Below are 19,457 nucleotides of genomic sequence, written 5' to 3' on the forward strand. Positions count from 1 at the left end.
CCTTAGACAAGGCCGATGGCGGTGATCGCCATATCGATGGCCTTGATGCCGATGAAGGGAACGATGATGCCGCCGAGGCCGTAGATCAGCAGATTGCGGCTGAGCAGCGCGCCGGCGCCGATCGGCCGGTAGCGGACACCCTTCAGTGACAGCGGGATCAGTGCGACGATGATAAGCGCGTTGAAGATGATCGCCGAGAGGATCGCGCTTTGCGGCGTTGCCAACCCCATGACGTTCAGCATCTTCAGCTGCGGATAGAAGGCAATGAACATCGCTGGGATGATGGCGAAGTACTTCGCGATATCGTTGGCGATGGAGAAGGTCGTCAGCGCGCCACGTGTCATCAGCAGCTGCTTGCCGATCTCGACGATCTCGATGAGCTTCGTCGGGTCGCTGTCGAGATCGACCATGTTGCCGGCTTCGCGGGCAGCGACCGTACCGGTGTTCATGGCCACGCCGACATCGGCCTGGGCAAGTGCCGGCGCATCGTTCGTGCCGTCGCCGCACATGGCAACAAGCTTGCCCTGCGCCTGCTCCTGGCGCATCAGCGCCAGCTTCATCTCAGGCGTCGCCTGGGCGAGGAAATCGTCAACACCGGCTTCGGCGGCAATGGCGGCGGCCGTCAGCGGATTGTCGCCGGTGATCATCACGGTACGGATGCCCATGCGGCGCAGTTCTGCAAAGCGTTCGCGAATGCCGCCCTTGACGATATCCTTGAGATGGATAACGCCGAGCAGACGGCCGTCACGGGCAACGGCAAGCGGCGTGCCACCGGCCTTGCCGATCTCGTCGGCGATTCCTTGCAGCTCACGCAGCATTTCGCTCGATGTGCGGGACATGACCGCCGAGCCTTCCGTCGTACCATTGGCTGCACCTTCGACATAGGCGACGATGGCATCCACAGCGCCCTTGCGGATCGAGGAGCCATCGAGGTCCACGCCGCTCATGCGGGTCTGTGCAGTGAAGGGAACGAAGGTCGCCTTCAGGCTCGTCATGTCGCGGCCGCGGATCGCATATTTCTCCTTGGCGAGCACGACGATCGAGCGTCCCTCAGGCGTCTCGTCGGCAAGCGAGGCGAGCTGTGCGGCATCGGCGAGATCCTGCTCGCTGATCCCCCGGACCGGACGGAAGGCGGTTGCCTGACGGTTGCCAAGCGTGATCGTGCCGGTCTTGTCGAGGAGCAGCGTATCGACGTCGCCGGCGGCTTCGACGGCGCGGCCGGACATGGCAAGCACGTTGAAGCGCACCAGGCGGTCCATGCCGGCAATACCGATCGCCGACAGTAGCGCGCCGATGGTGGTCGGGATCAGGGTCACGAAGAGGGCGACGAGCACGACCGTCTGTATCGAACCGCCGGCATAGGCGGCAAAGCTCGGGATCGTGACGGTCGCGAGCACGAAGATCAACGTCATGCCGGCCAGGAGGATGTTAAGCGCGATTTCGTTCGGCGTCTTCTGACGTTCGGCACCTTCGACCAGCGCGATCATACGGTCGATGAAGGTCGAGCCTGCAGCGGCCGTGATGCGCACGCGGATCTCATCCGATAGAACCTGCGTACCGCCTGTCACAGCCGAGCGGTCGCCTCCCGATTCACGGATGACGGGTGCGGACTCGCCGGTGATCGCAGCTTCATTGACGGAAGCGACGCCTTCGATGACCTCACCGTCCGAGGGGATGATATCGCCGGCCTCGACCAGAACGACATCACCGACCTTGAGGCTGGTGCCGGGCACCATCTTGTAGTCGGTGCGGCTGTTGCCGACGAGCAGCTTCGCCTGGGTCTCCGTGCGCGACTTGCGCAGCGAGTCCGCTTGCGCCTTGCCGCGGCCTTCGGCGACGGCTTCGGCGAAGTTGGCGAACAATACCGTGAACCAAAGCCAGATATTGATCTGCAGCGAGAAGGCGAGATTGCCGCCGCCGGTGATAAGGTCGCGCAGGAAGAGAACGGTCGTCAGCATCGACACGACGGCAACGACGAACATGACGGGGTTCTTGGCGAGGGTGCGCGGATTCAACTTCGTGAACGAAGCGCCGATCGCCGGAACGAGGATGCGAGAATCCAGAATACTCGCTGATTTTAACTGGCTCATAAGAGGCTCCAGCGTGAAGAGGAAAACGTCAGATCGGAACGCTGCCGATCAGCCGATCAAAAATCCGAAGACGACAAGGCCGAGGAACAGTGCGGCCATTGCCAGCAAAATGGCATCGGACGCGCAGGCTGTTCCGACCGGGCCACGCCCCCTGTCGAAGGGGCGTGGATCGATGGCTTTTCTAAGCTTGCCTAGAAGCGGTTGGCTCATAACCGTCATTCCTTAGAAGGTCTGGCCTGCAATCATCGACAGATGTTCGACGATCGGTCCGAGCGCCAGCGCCGGGAAGAAGGTCAGGCCACCGACGATCAGGATCGTGCCGACGAGCAGGCCGACGAAGAGCGGACCATCCGTCGGGAAGGTGCCGGCCGAGGCAGGAACCGTCTTCTTGCTGATCAGGGAACCGGCAATCGCAAGGGCAGGAACGATGACCAGGAAGCGGCCGATCAGCATGACGATACCGAGCGTGATATTGTACCAAGGGGTATTGCCGGTCAGGCCGGCGAAGGCCGAGCCGTTATTTGCCGCGGCCGAGCTGTAGGCATAGAGGATTTCCGAGAAGCCGTGCGGGCCGGCATTGGCGATCGAGGCAACGGCGGAGGGCAATACCGCGGAGATCGCCGTGAAGATCAGCATGCCGGCGGGCAGGCAAAGCACGGCAAGCATTGCCATCTTCACCTCCTTGGCCTCGATCTTCTTGCCGAGATATTCCGGCGTGCGCCCGACCATCAGGCCTGCAACGAAGATGGCGATGACGACGAACATCAGGATGCCGTAGAAACCGGCGCCGACGCCGCCGACGATGACTTCGCCGAGCTGCAGGTTGATGAGGGGGATCAGGCCGCCGATCGCGGTGAAGCTGTCGAGCATGCCGTTGACCGCGCCGCAGGATGCAGCGGTCGTGATGACCGCGAAGAGCGACGAGGCGGCAATCCCGAAGCGGACTTCCTTGCCTTCCATATTGCCACCCTGGACACCGAGTGCATGAACAAGCGGGTTGCCAGCCGCTTCAGCCCAATAGGTGACAATCACGCCGGCGATGAACAGCGTGCCCATCGCAGCCAGGATCGCCCAGCCCTGACGCTGGCTGCCGACCATACGGCCGAAGACGTTGGTGAGTGCCGCGCCGATGGAGAAGATCGCCAGCATCTGGATAAGGTTGGAGACGGCGTCGGGATTTTCGAAGGGATGCGCCGAGTTGGCGTTGAAGAAGCCGCCGCCATTCGTGCCGAGCATCTTGATGGCGAGCTGCGAAGCGACGGGACCGACAGCAATCGTCTGCTGTGCGCCTTCAAGCGTCGTGGCATTGACATAGGGACCGAGCGTTTGCGGGACGCCAAGGTAGACGAAAGCAATCGTCAGCACGATGCAGATCGGCAAGAGGACATAGAGGGTCGCGCGGATCATATCGACCCAGAAGTTGCCGATCGCCTTGCCGGAGGCACGCGCAAATGCACGGATCAGCGCGATGGCGATGGCGATGCCGGTTGCCGCGGAAACGAAGTTCTGCACCGTCAGGCCGGCCATCTGCACGAGATAGGACATCGTGCTTTCGCCGCCATAGTTCTGCCAATTGGTGTTGGTGACGAAGCTGGCCGCCGTATTGAAGGATAGTTCAGGTCCGACAGCGGTCATGCCGGCCGGGTTATACGGCAAGCTGCCCTGCAGGCGCTGCAGCGCGTAGAGCGCGAGGAAGCTGGCAAGGCTAAACAGCAGCATGGAGACCGAATAGGTCGTCCAGTGCTGCTCTTCGCGCTCATCCGTGCCGGCCAAACGATAAAGCCCCCGTTCCACAGGACGGAGGACGAAAGAGAGGAAGGTGCGCTCGCCGGTAAAGACACGTGTCATGTAACCGCCGAGCGGTTTGACGAGCAGGAGAAGGATCCCGATGTAAATGAGGATCTGAAGCCATCCGTTGAAGGTCATGGAGGTAACTTTCCCTATCCAGCGCCGTTAGAAGCGCTCGGGGCGAATGAGAGCATAGACCAGGTAGACGGTGAGAAAGATCGTCACGCCGCCACCGAGAATGTAATCGAGAAGCATTGCCGTCTCTCCGACTAGAGGCTGTCGCAGGCCTTGGTGTAAGCGACGCAAAGGAGGAAGAATAAAACGCCGATCCCGACAAGAAGAATGTCCATCATCGATCGCGATTCCTTGATTGTTATTGTTGAATGCAGAAATGACGGAGAGCGCCCTTGCTCGGAGCGCCTCTTTTTCCTGCCGACCAAAAGAGCACTTGGGGTGCATCTTCCGAACACAATATGCGACCGAACCGCATTAAGGTTCGAGACGGCGGGAAAGCGGAAGATATAAAAATCTTATAAATGCCAGTGCGAATGATGATGGGCTGAAAGTCTGCTCATACGCGAGGCAGATGCCCTGCCTGTATTGCCGAACTCACTCGAAGAATCCGGCGCATTCCTCAAGATCGACCACCCTCCATGATTGCATGATAGCACATGAAAAACGTCTAATATAGCTGGATTTTGGCGCTGACGGCGATCGGAGTCCACTTCGGCATCCCTGCCCTGCAATCGAGCGGGATTTGTTCCAACGCGGCTAATAGACCTTGTCTGCAACCTCGCCGAAAACAGCGGCGTTCAGGGACGGACTATGACCTTGATTTCGCCGGCCAGCGGCGCGCTTCCAATCACGCCTGCCACGTCTTCAAGGCCGATCGTCTTCGTAACAAGCGAATCCAGTTCCAGAATCCCGCTTGCCACCATGGCGGCGGCGCGAGCGTGGGTGAAGGGATTGAGATAGGCCGGCCTGATCTCAACCTCATTGACGAGCAGATCAAACGGCAGAATGGGCACTTCGAGGCCTGCCGGCGTTACACCGAAGAGGACGAAAGCACCGCCGCGCCGCGCCATCCGAACGCCGCTTTGAAGCGTTTCGGGAACGCCGGCGCATTCTATGATGACGTCAACGCCGCCATGGGTAGCGTCCTTGACGGCAGCAACCGCATCGATCGCCGTCGGGTCGAGGGCCAGCGTCGCTCCCAGGCGCAACGCCGCCTCGCGCCGCGACAGCTGTCTCGTGACAAGGATAATCTGGTCTGCGCCGGCCAAACGGGCCAGTTGGACCATGAGCAGGCCGATGACGCCGCCGCCCAATATGGCAACGCTATCGCCCGGACGGATTTGTGCCTTGTCGATGGCATGGATGCAGCAGGCCAGCGGCTCGCAGAAAGCGCCATGGACGGGATCGAGATCCGGAGGCAGCGTGAACGCCTGGCCGCAGGGAACCGCAACATAGTCGGCAAAGCCGCCATCCCGCGTCACGCCGATAGCCGTGAGGTTGGCGCAGAGATTCGACCGCCCACGCCGGCAGGCAGGGCAGGTACCGCAGGTAATATTCGGATCGACCGTAACGAGTTCTCCGCCTACAAATGACGAAACACCCTCACCCACCTCTTCCACGAGGCCGCAGAACTCGTGACCCAGGGTCACCGGGATCGCTGTCGGATATTCGCCCTTGTACATGTGCCGGTCGGACCCACAGATGCCGGCGGCGAGAACCCGGACGATGATCTCTCCCGGTTCGGCGCTCGGCTTCTCGACCATGCGCATGGTCATATCGCCGATCGCTTCCAAACGGACTGCCCTCATTCGCGTCCTCCAAGCATAAGATTTGATTCTTGCGCTACTGTGCTGCTCCCATCCGCACTATAGCACTCAATGGTGCCCTTAGCCGCTCCATAGCCGGTGCGCTAGACGCTCCAGCAAGCACCAAAGCACTCTGCTGAAAGCCGTCTCACAATGGCGTTGGAGCGTTTCGAAAAAACGAATGGCCTTGAGACGGCGCCGCAACCGAAATAAGGCTTGATAAAAGCCAAGCCCTGCCTTGGAGGGGCTCATGCCGGTGCCGGATCAGCCGATTGCCCCGGGTTCCGCTCGGGGCAATCTCCAACTGGGGTCAGTTCAAGATTAATGCTGGCCTGTTCCCTGGATCGCCGAAAGCTTCCAGTCCGAACCCGGCTTGCGCACGAAGGTCCAGAGTTCCGTCGTCTCGGAAGGATTGCGGTCGTCGCCATCCACAAGCTTTCCGGTCGTGCGATCGACCATCGCGTCGATGCTCGAGTAGCGCATTGCAAGCGTTGCGTACTCGGCATCTTCCTCACGCCAGGCCTCGGCGATATCACCCTGCAGCAGGCGCACATCGGAAACGCTGTTACGCACGCCATTGGTAGCGTTCTCACCGAGCTCCTCGGCCAGATAAGACATCGCCTCCGGCGTGGTTAGCCGACGGATCGCCGCATAATCCTCGGCGCCATAGGCCGTTTGGATTTCGGTGAGAAGGTGCTCGAAACGATCGAGATCGGCCTGCTGCAGTCCAATCTCGTCATTGGCTTGGCGCACCTTCTGCGCGGCCGCTGCTCCGCCGCCGATGGACGGAATGGAGAAGGAAGGACGCGGCGATGCGCCGGCATTGTTCATCGGGTTCATATTGTAGGACGACCCAGATCCGGGTGCTGCATATTGCGTGCGCTGCCGGTTTGCGAAGAAGCGCATCGCAAAGCTGATGAGCAGCACGATCAGGCCGATCTGCAGCAGCATTCCGAGAAAGCCGATGCCACCGCCGAAACCATGGCCGAGCAGCATGCCGAGAAGGCCACCGGCGATCAGGCCACCGATCATTGACCCGCCGAAGCCGCCGAAAAGGCCAGGACGCTGGGGCGCGCCAAGCGGCGGCTGGGTCGTCGTCTGCTGCGGCGGCCGCTGCGTCATCGTCCGGTCAATGGGTGCGGCCTGCGTGGGCGCTGTCCTCGTAATGGCCGGGGTATCGAAGGTGCGCGTTCCACGGCTTCCGAAGCCGCTGGATCCAGCCCGGCGCGCATCGGCGGCATCAAAGGTCGCCACGGACGACGCGGCGGCGAGGACGACGATAGCTGCGATCTTGGCAAAGCGCGACACTGCACTGAACATTGGCTCTCCTGTCATAGGGCAGAAAGACGAATTTGCCCTAATATGGGGATGCTTGTTCGTGATTGTAAGGCTGCGATTTTAAGTTGGCGAAACTTTTGGATTTCAACCAAACCAATCTATCCGTATACGGATGCTCGGCAGCAACGATCTAAGACGATCCTAACCTTCATCAGCTCTATCGATCAGGCCATCATAGATTTCCATCATTGCGTTGGTGATCGCCTGACCAAGTGCGTTGCCGGCCGCGCGGACATCGTCGTCCGTGCCGTCCCGTGCTGCTCTTGCCAGTTCAAGGCCCTCACTGCTGATGATCTGCTTTGCGACCTCGATTGCCCACAGCCCGAAATCGCCGCGGTTGTCTATCTTGATCTCGTGTTCCATTGCTTGTTCCATTCATCCATCGTGAGCAAGCCTCTATAGAGCCAACCAGCGAAAGGCCACCCCGATCGCGCCGCCGTAGCGGGTGTCCATATGGTGAAAAGATGCGCCGTTGCTCCACGGCTCGTCCATTTTCGGAGATTCGCAGGCTTCTGCGGATACCCGTTTGTCGCTGTCTATCGGCTGCATGGCCAGGTCTTCGCCTGGAAAATCACCCGCGGAAAACCTCCAAAATGGCGTCAATGCGTCGGAACCTGTGGAAATGCAGGCTTTCTCGCCCTTTCATGTCAGAAGTCCTCGTGACAACTGGCATCTCCAATGGAAATGATTCCGCCGTTATCAATGCGGGGGAAGCCTCATGACCACTACCAATGAAATTGCAGACAAGATTGCCGCAGATCACAAGCTCACCAAGGCACAGGGTAAGGCAATCGTCGAAGCCGTCTTTGCCACCATCACCGGAGCCGCGACTTCCGGCGCCGAGACCTCAATTCCGGGTTTTGGTAAGTTCAAGGTCAAGGATACGCCGGAGCGCGAAGCACGCAACCCGGGAACGGGCGCAACCATCAAGGTTGCAGCATCGAAGAAGCTGACCTTCACGCCTGCAAAGGCGCTGAAGGATGCGCTCAACAAATAATCCCTGCTCTGGCCGAAGGCCCGTAGGCTCATGACCGACCCTATCCGCTAGGGCCGGTCATTTGCCGTTTCATACGAGCGCACGCGCCGCTTCGTCGTGAGGCGGTTTCGAAGGTACTGTCTCGAACTGCCTAAGCTGCGCCAAGCTCCATCCTCAGAAATTCCAATCCTCATCCTCTGTGGCGACCGCCTTGCCGATCACATAGGACGAGCCCGATCCCGAGAAGAAGTCATGGTTCTCGTCCGCATTCGGGGAAAGCGCCGAGAGGATCGCCGGGTTGACCTTGCAGGCCTCGGCCGGGAAGAGCGCCTCATAGCCGAGATTCATCAGTGCCTTGTTGGCGTTGTAATGCAGGAACTTCTTGACATCTTCTGTTAGCCCGACGCCGTCATAGAGCGCTTCGGTATATTTGGCCTCGTTGTCATAAAGCTCCAGCAGAAGATCGAAGGCAAAGTCCTTGATCTCCTGGCGTTGCCCGTCCGAAAGCCGCTCAATCCCACGCTGGAATTTGTAGCCGATGTAATAGCCATGCACGGCTTCGTCGCGGATGATGAGGCGGATCATATCGGCGGTGTTGGTGAGCTTGGCGCGGCTCGACCAGAACATCGGCAGATAGAAGCCGGAATAAAACAGGAAGCTCTCAAGGAAGACGCTCGCGACTTTCTTCTTCAAGGGATCGCCGGAGGCATATTGCTCGATGATCAGCGTAGACTTCTTCTGTAGGAATTCGTTCTCCTCCGACCAGCGATAGGCATCATCGACATCGGGCGTCAGGCAGAGCGTCGAAAAGATCGACGAATAGGAGCGTGCATGCACCGCTTCCATGAAGGAGATATTCGACAGCACCGCTTCTTCATGCGGGGTGGCGGCATCAGCCATCAGCTTTACGGCGCCGACGCCGTTCTGGATCGTGTCGAGCAGCGTGAGGCCGGTGAAGACGCGGATGGTGAGCTGCTGCTCCTCCGGCTTCAGCGTGGCCCAGGACTGGATATCATTCGACAGCGGCACCTTTTCCGGCAGCCAGAAATTACCGGTCAGGCGGTTCCAGACTTCGAGATCCTTATCGTCTTCAATGCGGTTCCAGTTAATGGCGCGAACGCGGCTTGCCGGCTTGAATTGCATGTTCATTGTCATCGTCCCTCAAAGGTTCAGAGCGTGCAGGAAACGCAGCCCTGAACCTGCGTGCCTTCGAGCGCCATCTGGCGAAGCCGGATGTAGTAGATGGTCTTGATGCCCTTCTTCCAGGCATAGATCTGCGCCTTGTTGATATCGCGCGTCGTCGCGGTATCGCGGCAAAACAGCGTGAGCGACAAGCCCTGGTCGACATGCTGGGTCGCGGCCGCATAGGTGTCGATAATCTTTTCCGGACCGATTTCGTAGGCGTCCTGGTAGTAATCGAGATTGTCGTTCGTCATGAAGGCAGCCGGGTAGTAGACGCGGCCGATCTTGCCTTCCTTGCGGATCTCGATCTTGGAGACGATCGGGTGGATCGAAGAGGTCGAGTGGTTGATATAGGAGATCGAGCCCGTCGGCGGCACGGCCTGCAGGTTCTGGTTATAGAGCCCGCCTTCCATCACGGCTTTCTTGAGTTCCAGCCAATCTTCCTGGGTCGGAACGGCAATGCCGGCCTTTTCGAAGATTTCCGCGACACGTTCGGTCGCAGGCTTCCATTCCTGGTTCGTATATTTGTCGAAATATTCGCCGGAGGCGTATTTCGAATTCTCGAAGCCCTTGAAGCTCTGGCCTCGCTCGACCGCAAGCAGGTTCGAGCCGCGAATGGCGTGGTAGGTCACCGTATAGAAATAGATATTGGTGAAATCGACGCCCTCTTCCGAACCGTAGAAAATGCGCTCGCGGGCGAGATAACCGTGCAGGTTCATCTGGCCGAGACCGATGGCATGGCTCTCGTCATTGCCCTTTTCGATCGAGGGTACGGAGGAGATATGGCTCATGTCGGAGACAGCCGTCAGCGCTCGGATCGACATTTCGATCGTCTTGCCGAAATCCGGGCTGTCCATCGCGGCTGCGATGTTGAGCGAGCCGAGATTGCAGGAGATGTCCTTGCCCATATGCTTGTAGGACAGATCGTCGTTGTATTCACTAGCTTCGCTGACTTGCAGGATTTCCGAGCAGAGATTGCTCATGGTGATGCGGCCGGCAACTGGATTGGCGCGGTTCACCGTGTCTTCGAACATGATGTAGGGGTAGCCGCTCTCGAACTGGATTTCGGCGATCACCTGGAAGAATTCGCGCGCCTTGATCTTCTTCTTGCGGATGCGGCTGTCGCCCACCATCTCGCGATACTTCTCCGTCACCGAAATCTCGGTAAACGGCACGCCGTAGACGCGCTCCACATCATAGGGCGAGAAGAGATACATGTCCTCGTTGTTCTTCGCGAGCTCGAAGGTGATGTCGGGAATGACCACGCCGAGCGACAGCGTCTTGATGCGGATCTTCTCGTCGGCATTTTCGCGCTTGGTATCGAGGAAGCGCATGATGTCGGGATGGTGAGCGTTCAGGTAGACGGCGCCCGCCCCTTGCCGCGCCCCAAGCTGGTTGGCGTAGGAGAAGGAGTCTTCCAGCAGCTTCATGACGGGAATGATGCCGGACGACTGGTTCTCGATGTGCTTGATCGGCGCACCGGCCTCACGGATGTTGGTGAGCGATAGCGCCACGCCTCCGCCGCGTTTCGAAAGCTGCAGAGCCGAGTTAATGGCGCGGCCAATCGATTCCATATTGTCTTCGACACGCAGCAGGAAGCAGGAGACCAGCTCTCCGCGCTGCTTCTTGCCGGCATTGAGGAAGGTCGGCGTTGCCGGCTGGAACCGGCCGGAGATGATCTCGTCGACCAGATCGCGGGCAAGTTGCTCGCTGCCCTGCGCCAGCGTCAGCGCGACCATGCAGATGCGGTCTTCATAACGCTCGAGATAACGTTTTCCGTCGAAGGTCTTCAGCGTGTAGCTGGTGTAGTATTTGAAGGCGCCGAGGAAAGTCGGGAAACGGAACTTCTTCGCATAGGCGTGATCGAAGAGATCGCGCACGAAATTGAAGGAATATTGGTCGAGCACCTCCTGCTCATAATAACCTTCCGTCACCAGATAATCGAGCTTTTCCCTAAGGTTATGGAAAAAGACCGTGTTCTGGTTAACGTGCTGCAGGAAGTATTGCTTCGCCGCCATGCGATCCTTGTCGAGCTGGATTTTTCCGTGCTCGTCATAGAGGTTCAGCATGGCGTTCAGGGCGTGATAATCCAACGCCGTCTCCGGGGCCTTTGCCGGGCGGTCATTCGCGGGAGCAGGAAAAGTGCTCTGCGTTTTTTCGCCGGCATCTCGCGACAAAGAAGAGCTTAGCGTGTCCAAAATCGTTCCAATCCGTGTCTGACATTGGCGACATCCTCATCTGTGCCCAGAAGTTCGAACCGATAGAGATACGGTACCTGGCATTTGGCAGAGATGATGTCGCCGGCGATCCCATAGGTCGCGCCGAAGTTGCTGTTGCCCGCGGCGATGACCCCGCGGATGTTCGAACGGTTGCCCGCATCGTTGAGGAAGCGGATCACCTGCTTGGGCACGGCCCCCTTGCCGCCTTCGCCGCAATAGGTCGGGACGATCAGGACGTAGGGCGAGGTCGCACGAAACTCGTCGCCCGCGGCAAGCGGGATACGAGCAGCCGGCAATGCGAGCTTGACAACGAAGCGATGGGTATTTTCCGACCGGCTGGAGAAATAGACGATCTCGCCCACGGCCCGGATCCTTAAGCGAGGGTGCTGATCATGTCGGGACGGAAGCCGGCCCAATGCAGTTTACCGGCGACAACAACCGGAACCTGACGATAGCCGAGACCTTGCACCAGCTCATAGGCGGCGGCATCGGTCGATACGTCGACGATGGTGTAGTCGATGCCTTGGCGATCAAGCGCGCGGGTGGTTGCCGTGCACTGGACACAGGCGGGTTTGCTGTAGACGGTAATGCTCATGAGGTATCCTCGTATGGATGGGCACAGAAAATCGCTCGGGCATCGGATGATGCCCGCTCGGCGGGTGAAAAGTGGACGTAAGCCTAGCCGGCGGCCGGACGCATTTCAGCGGCCGTCATTCGCGCGGGCGACTATGAATACTCAATAACATGGACTTCACCCCGAAGTTATTCATGCGGGGTCTTCAAGGAAGCGATGACGGCGATCCTGCCGCATGAACCATCGCTCGCCAGTCGGACACCCCGCCCGTGGACGTTGTTGCTCAAGGCAGGTCTCCTGGCTCGCGGGTCATAACATTCGTCCTGTCTTCCCAAGACACAAGGCCTCAGTGACGTCATCAAACGAATGCTCGCCGCTCACAGTTGCGGGGGCAGCTCCGGCTTGGCAATCGTCATGCTCGCCGACCGGATTCCCATCTTAGCCTCCAATCCTTGCGAATCAGAAGAACCTCGAACACTATATATAGTATCCTCGGTTAAAATTGCGTCAACTGCTTCGACAGCCTCAATCAGATTTCCATGTTGATGGATGTCGACCATCGCACCCAACGCAGAGACTTGGGACTGGCCAAAAACAGGCTGGAGCCTTTCAATTGACGTTGCTTTCGCGGATGCGGTCGGCGAGATCGAGAAAATTCTGGCGCATGCGTCGCAATGTGAAATCGAGACCGAACAACCGGCCCGTTTCGCTAAATCCCATCGATTGGGCAGCCTCGGAAGTCTGAAGAGTGCTGAACGCGGCGTCGAAAGCCGCGTCGCCTGCCGAAAGCACATCCGGATCGATTTCGCCACCGGCACGCAACGCCCGGCCGCATGCCTCCGCAAAACGGGCCTGTGCCTCCAGCATTCCGCCTGCCTGCGGCCCGATCGCCTCGACAATCGCCGGCGGGAAAGGTGTTTCCACGATGTGGCTGAGATAGGTCATGTCGTTGCGGATGCGCCAGAGCGAACGGGGAATGGCCTCCGAAATTCCCTGTCGTGTCAGCCAGAAGGCGCGCTCGCGCTGCGCGTCGCTCAAAAGCGCTTCTGTCGCCATCAAGGACTGACGCAGGGCGATATTTGCCTCGGTGGCCGATACCGGCTCCCCCTTTTCGACGCCGGCTGCGAGCCTTCGCAAGATCTGCGCCATGACATCGAGTGCCGACCCGAAGCGATCCAAAACCATGGTCCGCGAGCGCGTCGGCAGGATGAACAGGCTGGCGAGCACGCCGACGACACCGCCCAGGGTAATTTCGGCGATGCGATCGATCACGAAAATCTCGACGGGAACGGCGGCGGAATGTGTCAGCATGACGATCGCGGCCGTCAGTCCGGCATTGCGCAGACGAGGCACGCGCACCGCCACGAAACTTGAAACGCCGACGACGCAGATCAGGGCAATGCCAATCGCAAGCGGCTGCTGCGGCGTGACGAATACCGCAATACCTCCGAGCACGGCGCCAGCGACTGTCGCAACCAGCCGGTCGAAAGCCGCTCCGGCGGTCGCGCCCACCGACGCCTGCATGACGATCAGTACCGTGAAGACGGCCCAATAGCCCTGCTGGAGATGAAGATGCTGTGAAATGGCATAGGTGATCGTGCACGCGATCATAACCCTTAGCGCCTGCAGCGCCGCGCGTTTGGTCTGAATCAGCGATGTCTTGGGTTTTGACGGCGGCTGGCTTTGACGAATTACAGGATCGGTCATCGCGCAAGTTTTCGCCTGGAAACGTGTGCTGACAATGGCCGTCCGGGGCTTGCCCTCTCCCTGCTGCCGCTAGTGAATGACCGCATGACCTACAATGGCAGTATTTGCGCGATTAGGGAAGGCGCGCAGGTAATGCGAGCGCGCCGTTCAATCCTTGAGCCACCGCGCTTCCTGGACGAAAGCACGGCCTCCGCCGACAACAGGAGTAGAGATCGGATTTACGTTCAGACGGTGGCGGAAGCCTCGGACGTCGGTGAGGTCTCGTCGACAAGCACCTGGCGCAGCCGCGCCTCCTGCTCGGGCGACAGCGAGGTGCGCAGCAGCCGCGCATGCTCGCCCTTGAATTCGGCAAGCACCTTTTCCGGTTGAACCTTGCGGATCAGGAGGAAAAGCGCGGAACTCTTCGCCGGAATGGTTTCGGCCAGACGCTTCATAAGATCGTCGTCGATACCGTAATCGGCCATCGATCCGGCAAGAGCGCCGGAGCCGGCACCGATTGCACCGCCGACGACGAGCCCAGCAAGAGGATTGAGGAAAAGCAGACCAACGAGCGAACCCCAGAGAGCGCCCGAAAGACCACCGCTTGCGGCGCCTGCCGCCGTGAGATTGACACTCTGCTTCAGACGAACCTTTCCGGATTCATCACGAACGGCGATGACGGCATCCTCCAGATCGATCAGATATTCTTTTTCGAGCTGAACGAGCCGGTTCAGGACAGCGTCCGCTTTGTCTGCATCATCGAAACCAAGCACAATAAGTTCTGACATCGAAATCCTCCGGGTCGTGTTGTCGAAACGTGAAATGAGGCGTGAGGCCCCTTAGTGAACAGCCGTACTGACCAATCGGTAAGGATGAGTAGCATTGAACTGCGAGATCATTGCGACAGCCTGTTGCAAAAGCCGTTCGGCATTTTCCGGATCGTCGCGGGCAAGCTCATCTGCATTGACGCGGATCGCTTCGGCCATATTGGTGGAAAGAATGGCGAATTGCTTGTTGCCTTCGACGAGGGCCTCGCGTGCATTGCCTTCCAACGTCTTCGCAACATCGATGAGAATTTCCTCGCGCTCTTCGACGCTGAGTTCTTCGATGGTTTTTGTTCTTTCTTCCATTTTGGTCACTCCTGACAGACGTGATTGTGACCGAGCTCATAAAGCCTCGGCTGCCACTCACTTAGGAAGACGCAAATTCGGGTTCAAGGTTCCATTCCGCCCAACCTTCCGGCTTCCATCGACAAAGGAAATCGGTGTTTGCCTCGCGAGTACGGAACAATGAGCGCGCCGCGCGGTTTGACCGACATGGCCGATCGCCCCCGCACCACGGAAGGCTCTCTGCCGCGCCATTTTCAAAAATGACGCGAGACTTCGCGGACCAGACGAACAGGATGAGCGAAATGACAGACATGCGACGCGACAATGGCAACGCGAAGACCGAGCATGACGCGACCCGCAATCGCGCCGGATCGGTTCCCGCCGACCAGACCAAAGGTGAGATCGATGCGGCGTCGGAACACGTCAAAGAGCGCGCTCCTGACGACGTGCCTAATATCGAAGCGGAAAAAGAAGCCGTCCGCCAGCATGGCGACGCCTTCGTCGTGAAGAGCGACCTCGACGATGCGGACCAGCGTGAAGCCGCACCGGGCACTCGCGAACAGCCGTAGGCCCCTTCATCGGATGATCTCAGCTCAACTCCCTCTCTTTGCAATCGAAACCAGGAGACAGCCATGACGGACACCGACGACAACGCCCGCGTTTGGGAGCTGGTCGACAAGATCGGCTTTTGCATGCTGACCACGCAAATATCCGGAAGCCTGCGCGCTCGGCCGATGGCCGCTCATCCCGAACCGATCGAAAACGCGATCTATTTCCTGACGGATGTCGCGGGCCACAAGGATGAGGAGATCGCGCGCTGGCCGAATGTCTGCCTCGCCTTCGCCGACACCCGGGGTCAAAAATATGTTTCGATATCCGGGACAGCTGAAGTCGGCAACGACCGCGAACGCGTCAAGGATCTCTGGTCCACAGGCGCCAGAGCGTGGTGGGACAGTGCCGACGATCCCTCGATCCGCGTTTTGAAGGTAACGCCTGTTTTCGCCGAATACTGGGATAGCCCCGGCAGCATCATCAGCTACATCAAGATGGCGGCGGCTGCAGTCTCGAATTCGAGACCCGACATGGGTGACAATGCGAAGGTCGAGCTTTAAGAATATTAGAGCCTGCAGCCATGCCGCATATAGGTGGCGGCATGGCTAGCATCGGGCCTTGAAAACGCCAATTGCTACTCTTCCCATTCCTCGTCGTCGGCGGAAAGCAGCTCCACCAGCGCAGCGACCTTACCGGCCGGCAGATGGCGGCCCTCGCCGATCAAAGCCTCATCGCTGTTGACCCAAGCCCATGCCTCGGACAGGTCCGTCGGCGTTGCGCCTGTCGCAACGATATCGGCGATAAGGGTCTCGTCGACAGGGCCGAGTACGGCGGTGACGTCTTGCGAGGTCAATGTCATGTCCTGCTCCTCTTCCTGTTTGTCAGACCATGAACATCCCTGAAATATAGAAACGCGAGGATCAACTTCCACCCGCAACCAAGCTGCGGGGACATAAAGTATTTCCGTTAAATAATTGAAATATCTAGATAAACACCTTCATTTCCAGCAAAAGAAAATCTTGCCGAGATGAACTGTGTCCAGGCTCAACGGCTTTCTACGAAAAGCAAGGGGAGCGGTCTTGAACTGCTCAGAATGTTGGGCCGGCTGCGCCGCTCTTCAGCGTGAAATAAGCAAAGGCTGCTACGAAAAACGCAATGACGGCCAGGATCGCCAACAAACGCTTGAGCCAGGGAGGCGTTTGTCTCGGCGGTTTCGGCTTCGGACGACGTTCAAACTTGATGACATTATCGGACATGACAATCGATTAGCGAAGATCAAACGGTTTGCCAATCCGGTACGGACGTCACCGGTGTGACGTTTCCGAAATTGGCCAGACTAAATGCTCCATTCATCCAAACTCTCAATCTTGTCCGCAACGCTTCGTGGTGGCGGATATTCGATTGAAGCTCATAAACCCCCGAAGGTGCCTTCTTGAATATCCTCAATAAAATTCGCCCGTGGAGCCCGCAGCAACGCGCATTGATTGTCCCCTTCCCGGCAAAACAGGATCTGGCCGAACGCAAATCCACGACCACCAGCGCCGACGGCCCGATTGTGGCGTTTTTCACTGAGGGCAGTTTTTACGAACAGGAAAAGGAGCGTATGGCCCATTCGGCCGAGCGGATCGGGCTGAAGGTCTATGCAACGGCAGTGCCCAGCGCCGGCAGCTGGGTATTGAATGCCGGGCTGAAACCGGGTTTCCTGCTTCAGGAAAGAGCAAGGCTGCGCGGGCCTTTGCTCTACGTCGACGTCGACGCCGTCTTCCACCGCAATCCCTGGCCGGAGCTTCGTAAACTCGAATGCGACATTGCCGTCTATTATGAAGGCGATGAGCGCCTTATCAGCGCGACCATTCTTATCAACGATACGCCTGGCGCGGCGCAACTCATCGAGCGCTGGCGGGAAGGATGCCTTGCCAAGCCCGACGTGTGGGATCAGGTCGTTCTGGAGGAAATCATCACCGAGGATGCGGCAAGCGCGAAGCCGCAATTCAAGGTGGCGAAATTGCCTGCCTCCTTCTGCTGGATATTCGACCGGGTCGAAAATGGGTCTGTCGGCGAAGTCTTCATCGAGCAGCTACAGGCAAGCCGCGAGGCGACCAAGCGCAAACGCTGGTTTGGCCGCATCGGCAAACGGCTCAAGCGCCGTCGTGATCGTGTCGAGGAAATCGAACGCGTGCTAAAGGATGACAATTGGAGCACGCTTCGAACGAGCCTACAACAGGATCAAACCTGAATCACAGCATGTCGCCGAGCGTCCAGTGATTGTTCCATCGCGCATCGATCTCGTCCTCGACATTCTGATAGCGAATATCTGTGGAAAGGCGCAGTCTGCGCTGCCCGTCCTGGTTGGTGGTCGAGGCGTGGATCATGAATGGTGAATGGAGCATGACGTCGCCTGTCTCATAGTCGGCGACCAGCCAGCGCGTATTGAAGCGTTCCGCCATGTCGGGCAGATCCTTCGAGACCCAGCCACCCTTCGTCATGTTTCGATTATAGGCGCTAACGCGTTCCTCAGGACTGAGATCCTTGTTCTTTTCGCTGAACTCGCGCTCCATCCGGGCACCGATGACATGCGATCCTTCCAAATAGGTCAGCCCGCCCATTTCGACGGGGATATCGCCGATCGGTATCCAGGCCGTGACGATCCGGCTGGTGCCGCCGCGAAGATAGACCAGATCGTAGTGGGCTGGTGTCGCCGTCGTCGTTCCCGGCCGGACGTGGCGCATGATCTTGCGCTTATGCAGATAAGAGATGCCCGAGAGGAATTCGTCCATGAAGCGCGAAAGGCGCGGCTGGGCGCAAAAGCCCTCATAGGCGACCGAGCGCACGAGCGACATCAGGCAACGATCGACATCCCGGCATTCCGGCGCTAAAGCAGACGATATTCCATGCCTCGGGTCCGTTCCCGCCTCGATCAGCCCAGTCTTCGCCATGTGACCGAAGACCCAGCCGCGAAAATCGATCACGTCCTTGCGCGGCAGAAACCCCTTGAGCCACACATAGCCGTTCTCCTCGTAAAGCCGGCGGACTGCCTCGACACCGATGCTCGGATCGGTCGGGGTGAGATAACCGAGCCGATGGGACGCAGTGGAGAGAACCTTTCCATTGGCAACAAGGTTGAGTACACTCTTGTCGGAGAGAATGCTCTGCATGGGAATCGACATTTCACTCGCCTATGGTTTGAATTGATTGCCCATTGAATCTAGCTGCCAGCGATGGTTCACTACATGGACGAAAGTGATACTGGACTTTTCGCTCACCGTGAAACCGGCAACACATGCCATCTACCGCTCACCACTTGCAGCCGCCGGAGGACTGTCGGTCACTGGCAGCGGCAGGCAGCACGCCATGCATGCTGTAACCGCGCGGAAGCTGCCGAACTATGCGGTGGTTCTCGTCGAGAGCGGCCAGGGCTTTCTCGAAACGGATGCCGGCGACCGCAGAAGCGTGAAGGGCCCGGCGGTCTTCTGGCTCTTCCCGAACCGCCAGCACTCTTACGGTCCCGATGCGCAAGGCTGGAGCGAGCGATGGGCGCTTTTCGAAGGCTCTCTCGTGCGCGACTTTCTGCGCCTTCGCCTCATCAGCGAGCAGAATCCGCTCATTACCCTGCGTAATCTCGACAGCGTGCAGCGTCTCTTCGGCACGATCCAAGACGATCTCATCGAGGATACCAACCTGTCGAGAGCCGCTGCCGCCTCCGCTCTTCATCAGATCGTCATTCTGGCTGCGCGGCAGGCGAGCCAGGCCACTCCCTCCCCTCAGCAAGGCTCGGATATCGGCGAAATAATCGAGGCGCTTCGCCAAAGAGCAACAGAAGCCCTCGACATGGCAGCTTTTGCAGCCGAATACGGCATGTCGCCCGCTACACTGCGCCGAAAAGTCACGGCGGAAGTCGGGCTACCGCCGAAGGGCTTTCAGCTTCGTGTGCGCATGGACCGCGCCAAGGAGTTGCTGACGATGAAGGACGACAAGATCGAGATCATCGCCTCAAAAGTCGGATTCGATGATCCGTTCTACTTCTCTCGGCTATTCCATGAGCGCGAAAATTGCACACCCCGCGAGTTTCGTGCCCGCTATCGGCGAAGCTGATCGATCAAGATAGGTCGAACACGTCGCAACG

The 19,457-nt window shown here is 58.8% G+C and carries 21 protein-coding genes and 1 riboswitch; of the genes, 5 read left to right on the forward strand and 16 right to left on the reverse strand.

Annotated elements, in window-relative coordinates; translation table 11 throughout:
* Nucleotides 1-2 precede the first annotated feature (2 nt).
* The 7 genes from kdpB to ACK83U_RS25055 form a co-directional block, all read right to left on the reverse strand.
* A complete protein-coding gene (kdpB, locus tag ACK83U_RS25025) occupies nt 3-2,090 on the reverse strand; it encodes a potassium-transporting ATPase subunit KdpB (RefSeq protein ID WP_112603900.1) in 2,088 nt (695 codons plus the stop codon).
* Nucleotides 2,091-2,138: 48 nt separating this feature from the next.
* Nucleotides 2,139-2,300: a hypothetical protein gene (locus tag ACK83U_RS25030; RefSeq protein ID WP_162707999.1), complete on the reverse strand. Its 162-nt coding sequence runs from the start codon at nt 2,298-2,300 to the stop codon at nt 2,139-2,141.
* A 12-nt stretch (nt 2,301-2,312) separates the two neighbouring features.
* Entirely contained in the window at nt 2,313-4,016 is a 1,704-nt protein-coding gene (gene kdpA / locus ACK83U_RS25035) for a potassium-transporting ATPase subunit KdpA (RefSeq protein ID WP_112603902.1), read from the reverse strand.
* 27 nt (nt 4,017-4,043) lie between these two features.
* Nucleotides 4,044-4,133 carry a K(+)-transporting ATPase subunit F gene (gene kdpF, locus ACK83U_RS25040; RefSeq protein WP_041678183.1) on the reverse strand — a complete coding sequence of 30 codons (90 nt, stop codon included), beginning with the start codon at nt 4,131-4,133 and terminating at the stop codon, nt 4,044-4,046.
* A 557-nt stretch (nt 4,134-4,690) separates the two neighbouring features.
* On the reverse strand, nt 4,691-5,701 hold the full coding sequence (locus ACK83U_RS25045) for a zinc-dependent alcohol dehydrogenase family protein (protein WP_112603904.1): 1,011 nt from the start codon (nt 5,699-5,701) through the stop codon (nt 4,691-4,693).
* 318 nt (nt 5,702-6,019) lie between these two features.
* Nucleotides 6,020-7,018 (reverse strand): Tim44 domain-containing protein, encoded by a 999-nt coding sequence (locus tag ACK83U_RS25050; protein WP_112603906.1) that lies wholly within the window; start codon nt 7,016-7,018, stop codon nt 6,020-6,022.
* A 159-nt stretch (nt 7,019-7,177) separates the two neighbouring features.
* Nucleotides 7,178-7,399 (reverse strand): hypothetical protein, encoded by a 222-nt coding sequence (locus ACK83U_RS25055; protein ID WP_112603908.1) that lies wholly within the window; start codon nt 7,397-7,399, stop codon nt 7,178-7,180.
* A gap of 355 nt (nt 7,400-7,754) precedes the next feature.
* On the opposite strand from ACK83U_RS25055, the gene ACK83U_RS25060 reads away from it, so the two are divergent.
* A complete protein-coding gene (locus ACK83U_RS25060; protein ID WP_112603912.1) occupies nt 7,755-8,033 on the forward strand; it encodes an HU family DNA-binding protein in 279 nt (92 codons plus the stop codon).
* A 153-nt stretch (nt 8,034-8,186) separates the two neighbouring features.
* Here ACK83U_RS25060 and nrdF read toward each other — a convergent pair whose 3' ends face one another.
* From nrdF to ACK83U_RS25095, 7 genes are all read right to left on the reverse strand, one after another.
* Nucleotides 8,187-9,161 (reverse strand): class 1b ribonucleoside-diphosphate reductase subunit beta, encoded by a 975-nt coding sequence (nrdF, locus tag ACK83U_RS25065; protein WP_112603914.1) that lies wholly within the window; start codon nt 9,159-9,161, stop codon nt 8,187-8,189.
* Between the two features lie 20 nt (nt 9,162-9,181).
* Complete coding sequence (gene nrdE / locus ACK83U_RS25070; protein ID WP_412475035.1) at nt 9,182-11,263, reverse strand: class 1b ribonucleoside-diphosphate reductase subunit alpha; 2,082 nt, start codon at nt 11,261-11,263, stop codon at nt 9,182-9,184.
* 116 nt (nt 11,264-11,379) lie between these two features.
* Nucleotides 11,380-11,775, reverse strand: a complete 396-nt coding sequence (gene nrdI / locus ACK83U_RS25075; RefSeq protein ID WP_112398515.1) for a class Ib ribonucleoside-diphosphate reductase assembly flavoprotein NrdI — start codon at nt 11,773-11,775, stop codon at nt 11,380-11,382.
* Between the two features lie 11 nt (nt 11,776-11,786).
* Nucleotides 11,787-12,008, reverse strand: coding sequence for a glutaredoxin-like protein NrdH (nrdH, locus tag ACK83U_RS25080; RefSeq protein WP_112603918.1), 222 nt, complete (start codon nt 12,006-12,008; stop codon nt 11,787-11,789).
* Between the two features lie 248 nt (nt 12,009-12,256).
* A riboswitch (cobalamin riboswitch) is annotated at nt 12,257-12,475 on the reverse strand.
* Nucleotides 12,476-12,596: 121 nt separating this feature from the next.
* Nucleotides 12,597-13,694 carry an FUSC family protein gene (locus ACK83U_RS25085; protein WP_112603920.1) on the reverse strand — a complete coding sequence of 366 codons (1,098 nt, stop codon included), beginning with the start codon at nt 13,692-13,694 and terminating at the stop codon, nt 12,597-12,599.
* Between the two features lie 224 nt (nt 13,695-13,918).
* Nucleotides 13,919-14,461, reverse strand: a complete 543-nt coding sequence (locus ACK83U_RS25090) for a DUF1269 domain-containing protein (RefSeq protein ID WP_112603922.1) — start codon at nt 14,459-14,461, stop codon at nt 13,919-13,921.
* Between the two features lie 51 nt (nt 14,462-14,512).
* Entirely contained in the window at nt 14,513-14,803 is a 291-nt protein-coding gene (locus ACK83U_RS25095; RefSeq protein ID WP_112603924.1) for a hypothetical protein, read from the reverse strand.
* A gap of 281 nt (nt 14,804-15,084) precedes the next feature.
* On the opposite strand from ACK83U_RS25095, the gene ACK83U_RS25100 reads away from it, so the two are divergent.
* Together ACK83U_RS25100 and ACK83U_RS25105 are read left to right on the forward strand one after the other, a co-directional pair.
* Nucleotides 15,085-15,351 (forward strand): hypothetical protein, encoded by a 267-nt coding sequence (locus tag ACK83U_RS25100; protein ID WP_246712158.1) that lies wholly within the window; start codon nt 15,085-15,087, stop codon nt 15,349-15,351.
* A 63-nt stretch (nt 15,352-15,414) separates the two neighbouring features.
* Nucleotides 15,415-15,894: a pyridoxamine 5'-phosphate oxidase family protein gene (locus ACK83U_RS25105; protein ID WP_112603926.1), complete on the forward strand. Its 480-nt coding sequence runs from the start codon at nt 15,415-15,417 to the stop codon at nt 15,892-15,894.
* Nucleotides 15,895-15,968: 74 nt separating this feature from the next.
* On the opposite strand, the gene ACK83U_RS25110 is transcribed toward ACK83U_RS25105, so the two are convergent.
* On the reverse strand, nt 15,969-16,193 hold the full coding sequence (locus tag ACK83U_RS25110; protein WP_112337328.1) for a hypothetical protein: 225 nt from the start codon (nt 16,191-16,193) through the stop codon (nt 15,969-15,971).
* A gap of 573 nt (nt 16,194-16,766) precedes the next feature.
* On the opposite strand from ACK83U_RS25110, the gene ACK83U_RS25115 reads away from it, so the two are divergent.
* Nucleotides 16,767-17,570 carry a putative nucleotide-diphospho-sugar transferase gene (locus ACK83U_RS25115; protein WP_112603928.1) on the forward strand — a complete coding sequence of 268 codons (804 nt, stop codon included), beginning with the start codon at nt 16,767-16,769 and terminating at the stop codon, nt 17,568-17,570.
* A 1-nt stretch (nt 17,571) separates the two neighbouring features.
* Here ACK83U_RS25115 and ACK83U_RS25120 read toward each other — a convergent pair whose 3' ends face one another.
* Nucleotides 17,572-18,501, reverse strand: coding sequence for a phytanoyl-CoA dioxygenase family protein (locus ACK83U_RS25120; protein WP_412474913.1), 930 nt, complete (start codon nt 18,499-18,501; stop codon nt 17,572-17,574).
* Between the two features lie 97 nt (nt 18,502-18,598).
* Here ACK83U_RS25120 and ACK83U_RS25125 point away from each other — a divergent pair, with 97 nt between their 5' ends.
* Nucleotides 18,599-19,426 carry a helix-turn-helix domain-containing protein gene (locus ACK83U_RS25125; protein WP_412474914.1) on the forward strand — a complete coding sequence of 276 codons (828 nt, stop codon included), beginning with the start codon at nt 18,599-18,601 and terminating at the stop codon, nt 19,424-19,426.
* The last annotated feature ends 31 nt before the right edge of the window (nt 19,427-19,457 follow it).

Source organism: Rhizobium sp. WW22 (assembly GCF_047041135.1).
Taxonomy (GTDB): domain Bacteria; phylum Pseudomonadota; class Alphaproteobacteria; order Rhizobiales; family Rhizobiaceae; genus Rhizobium.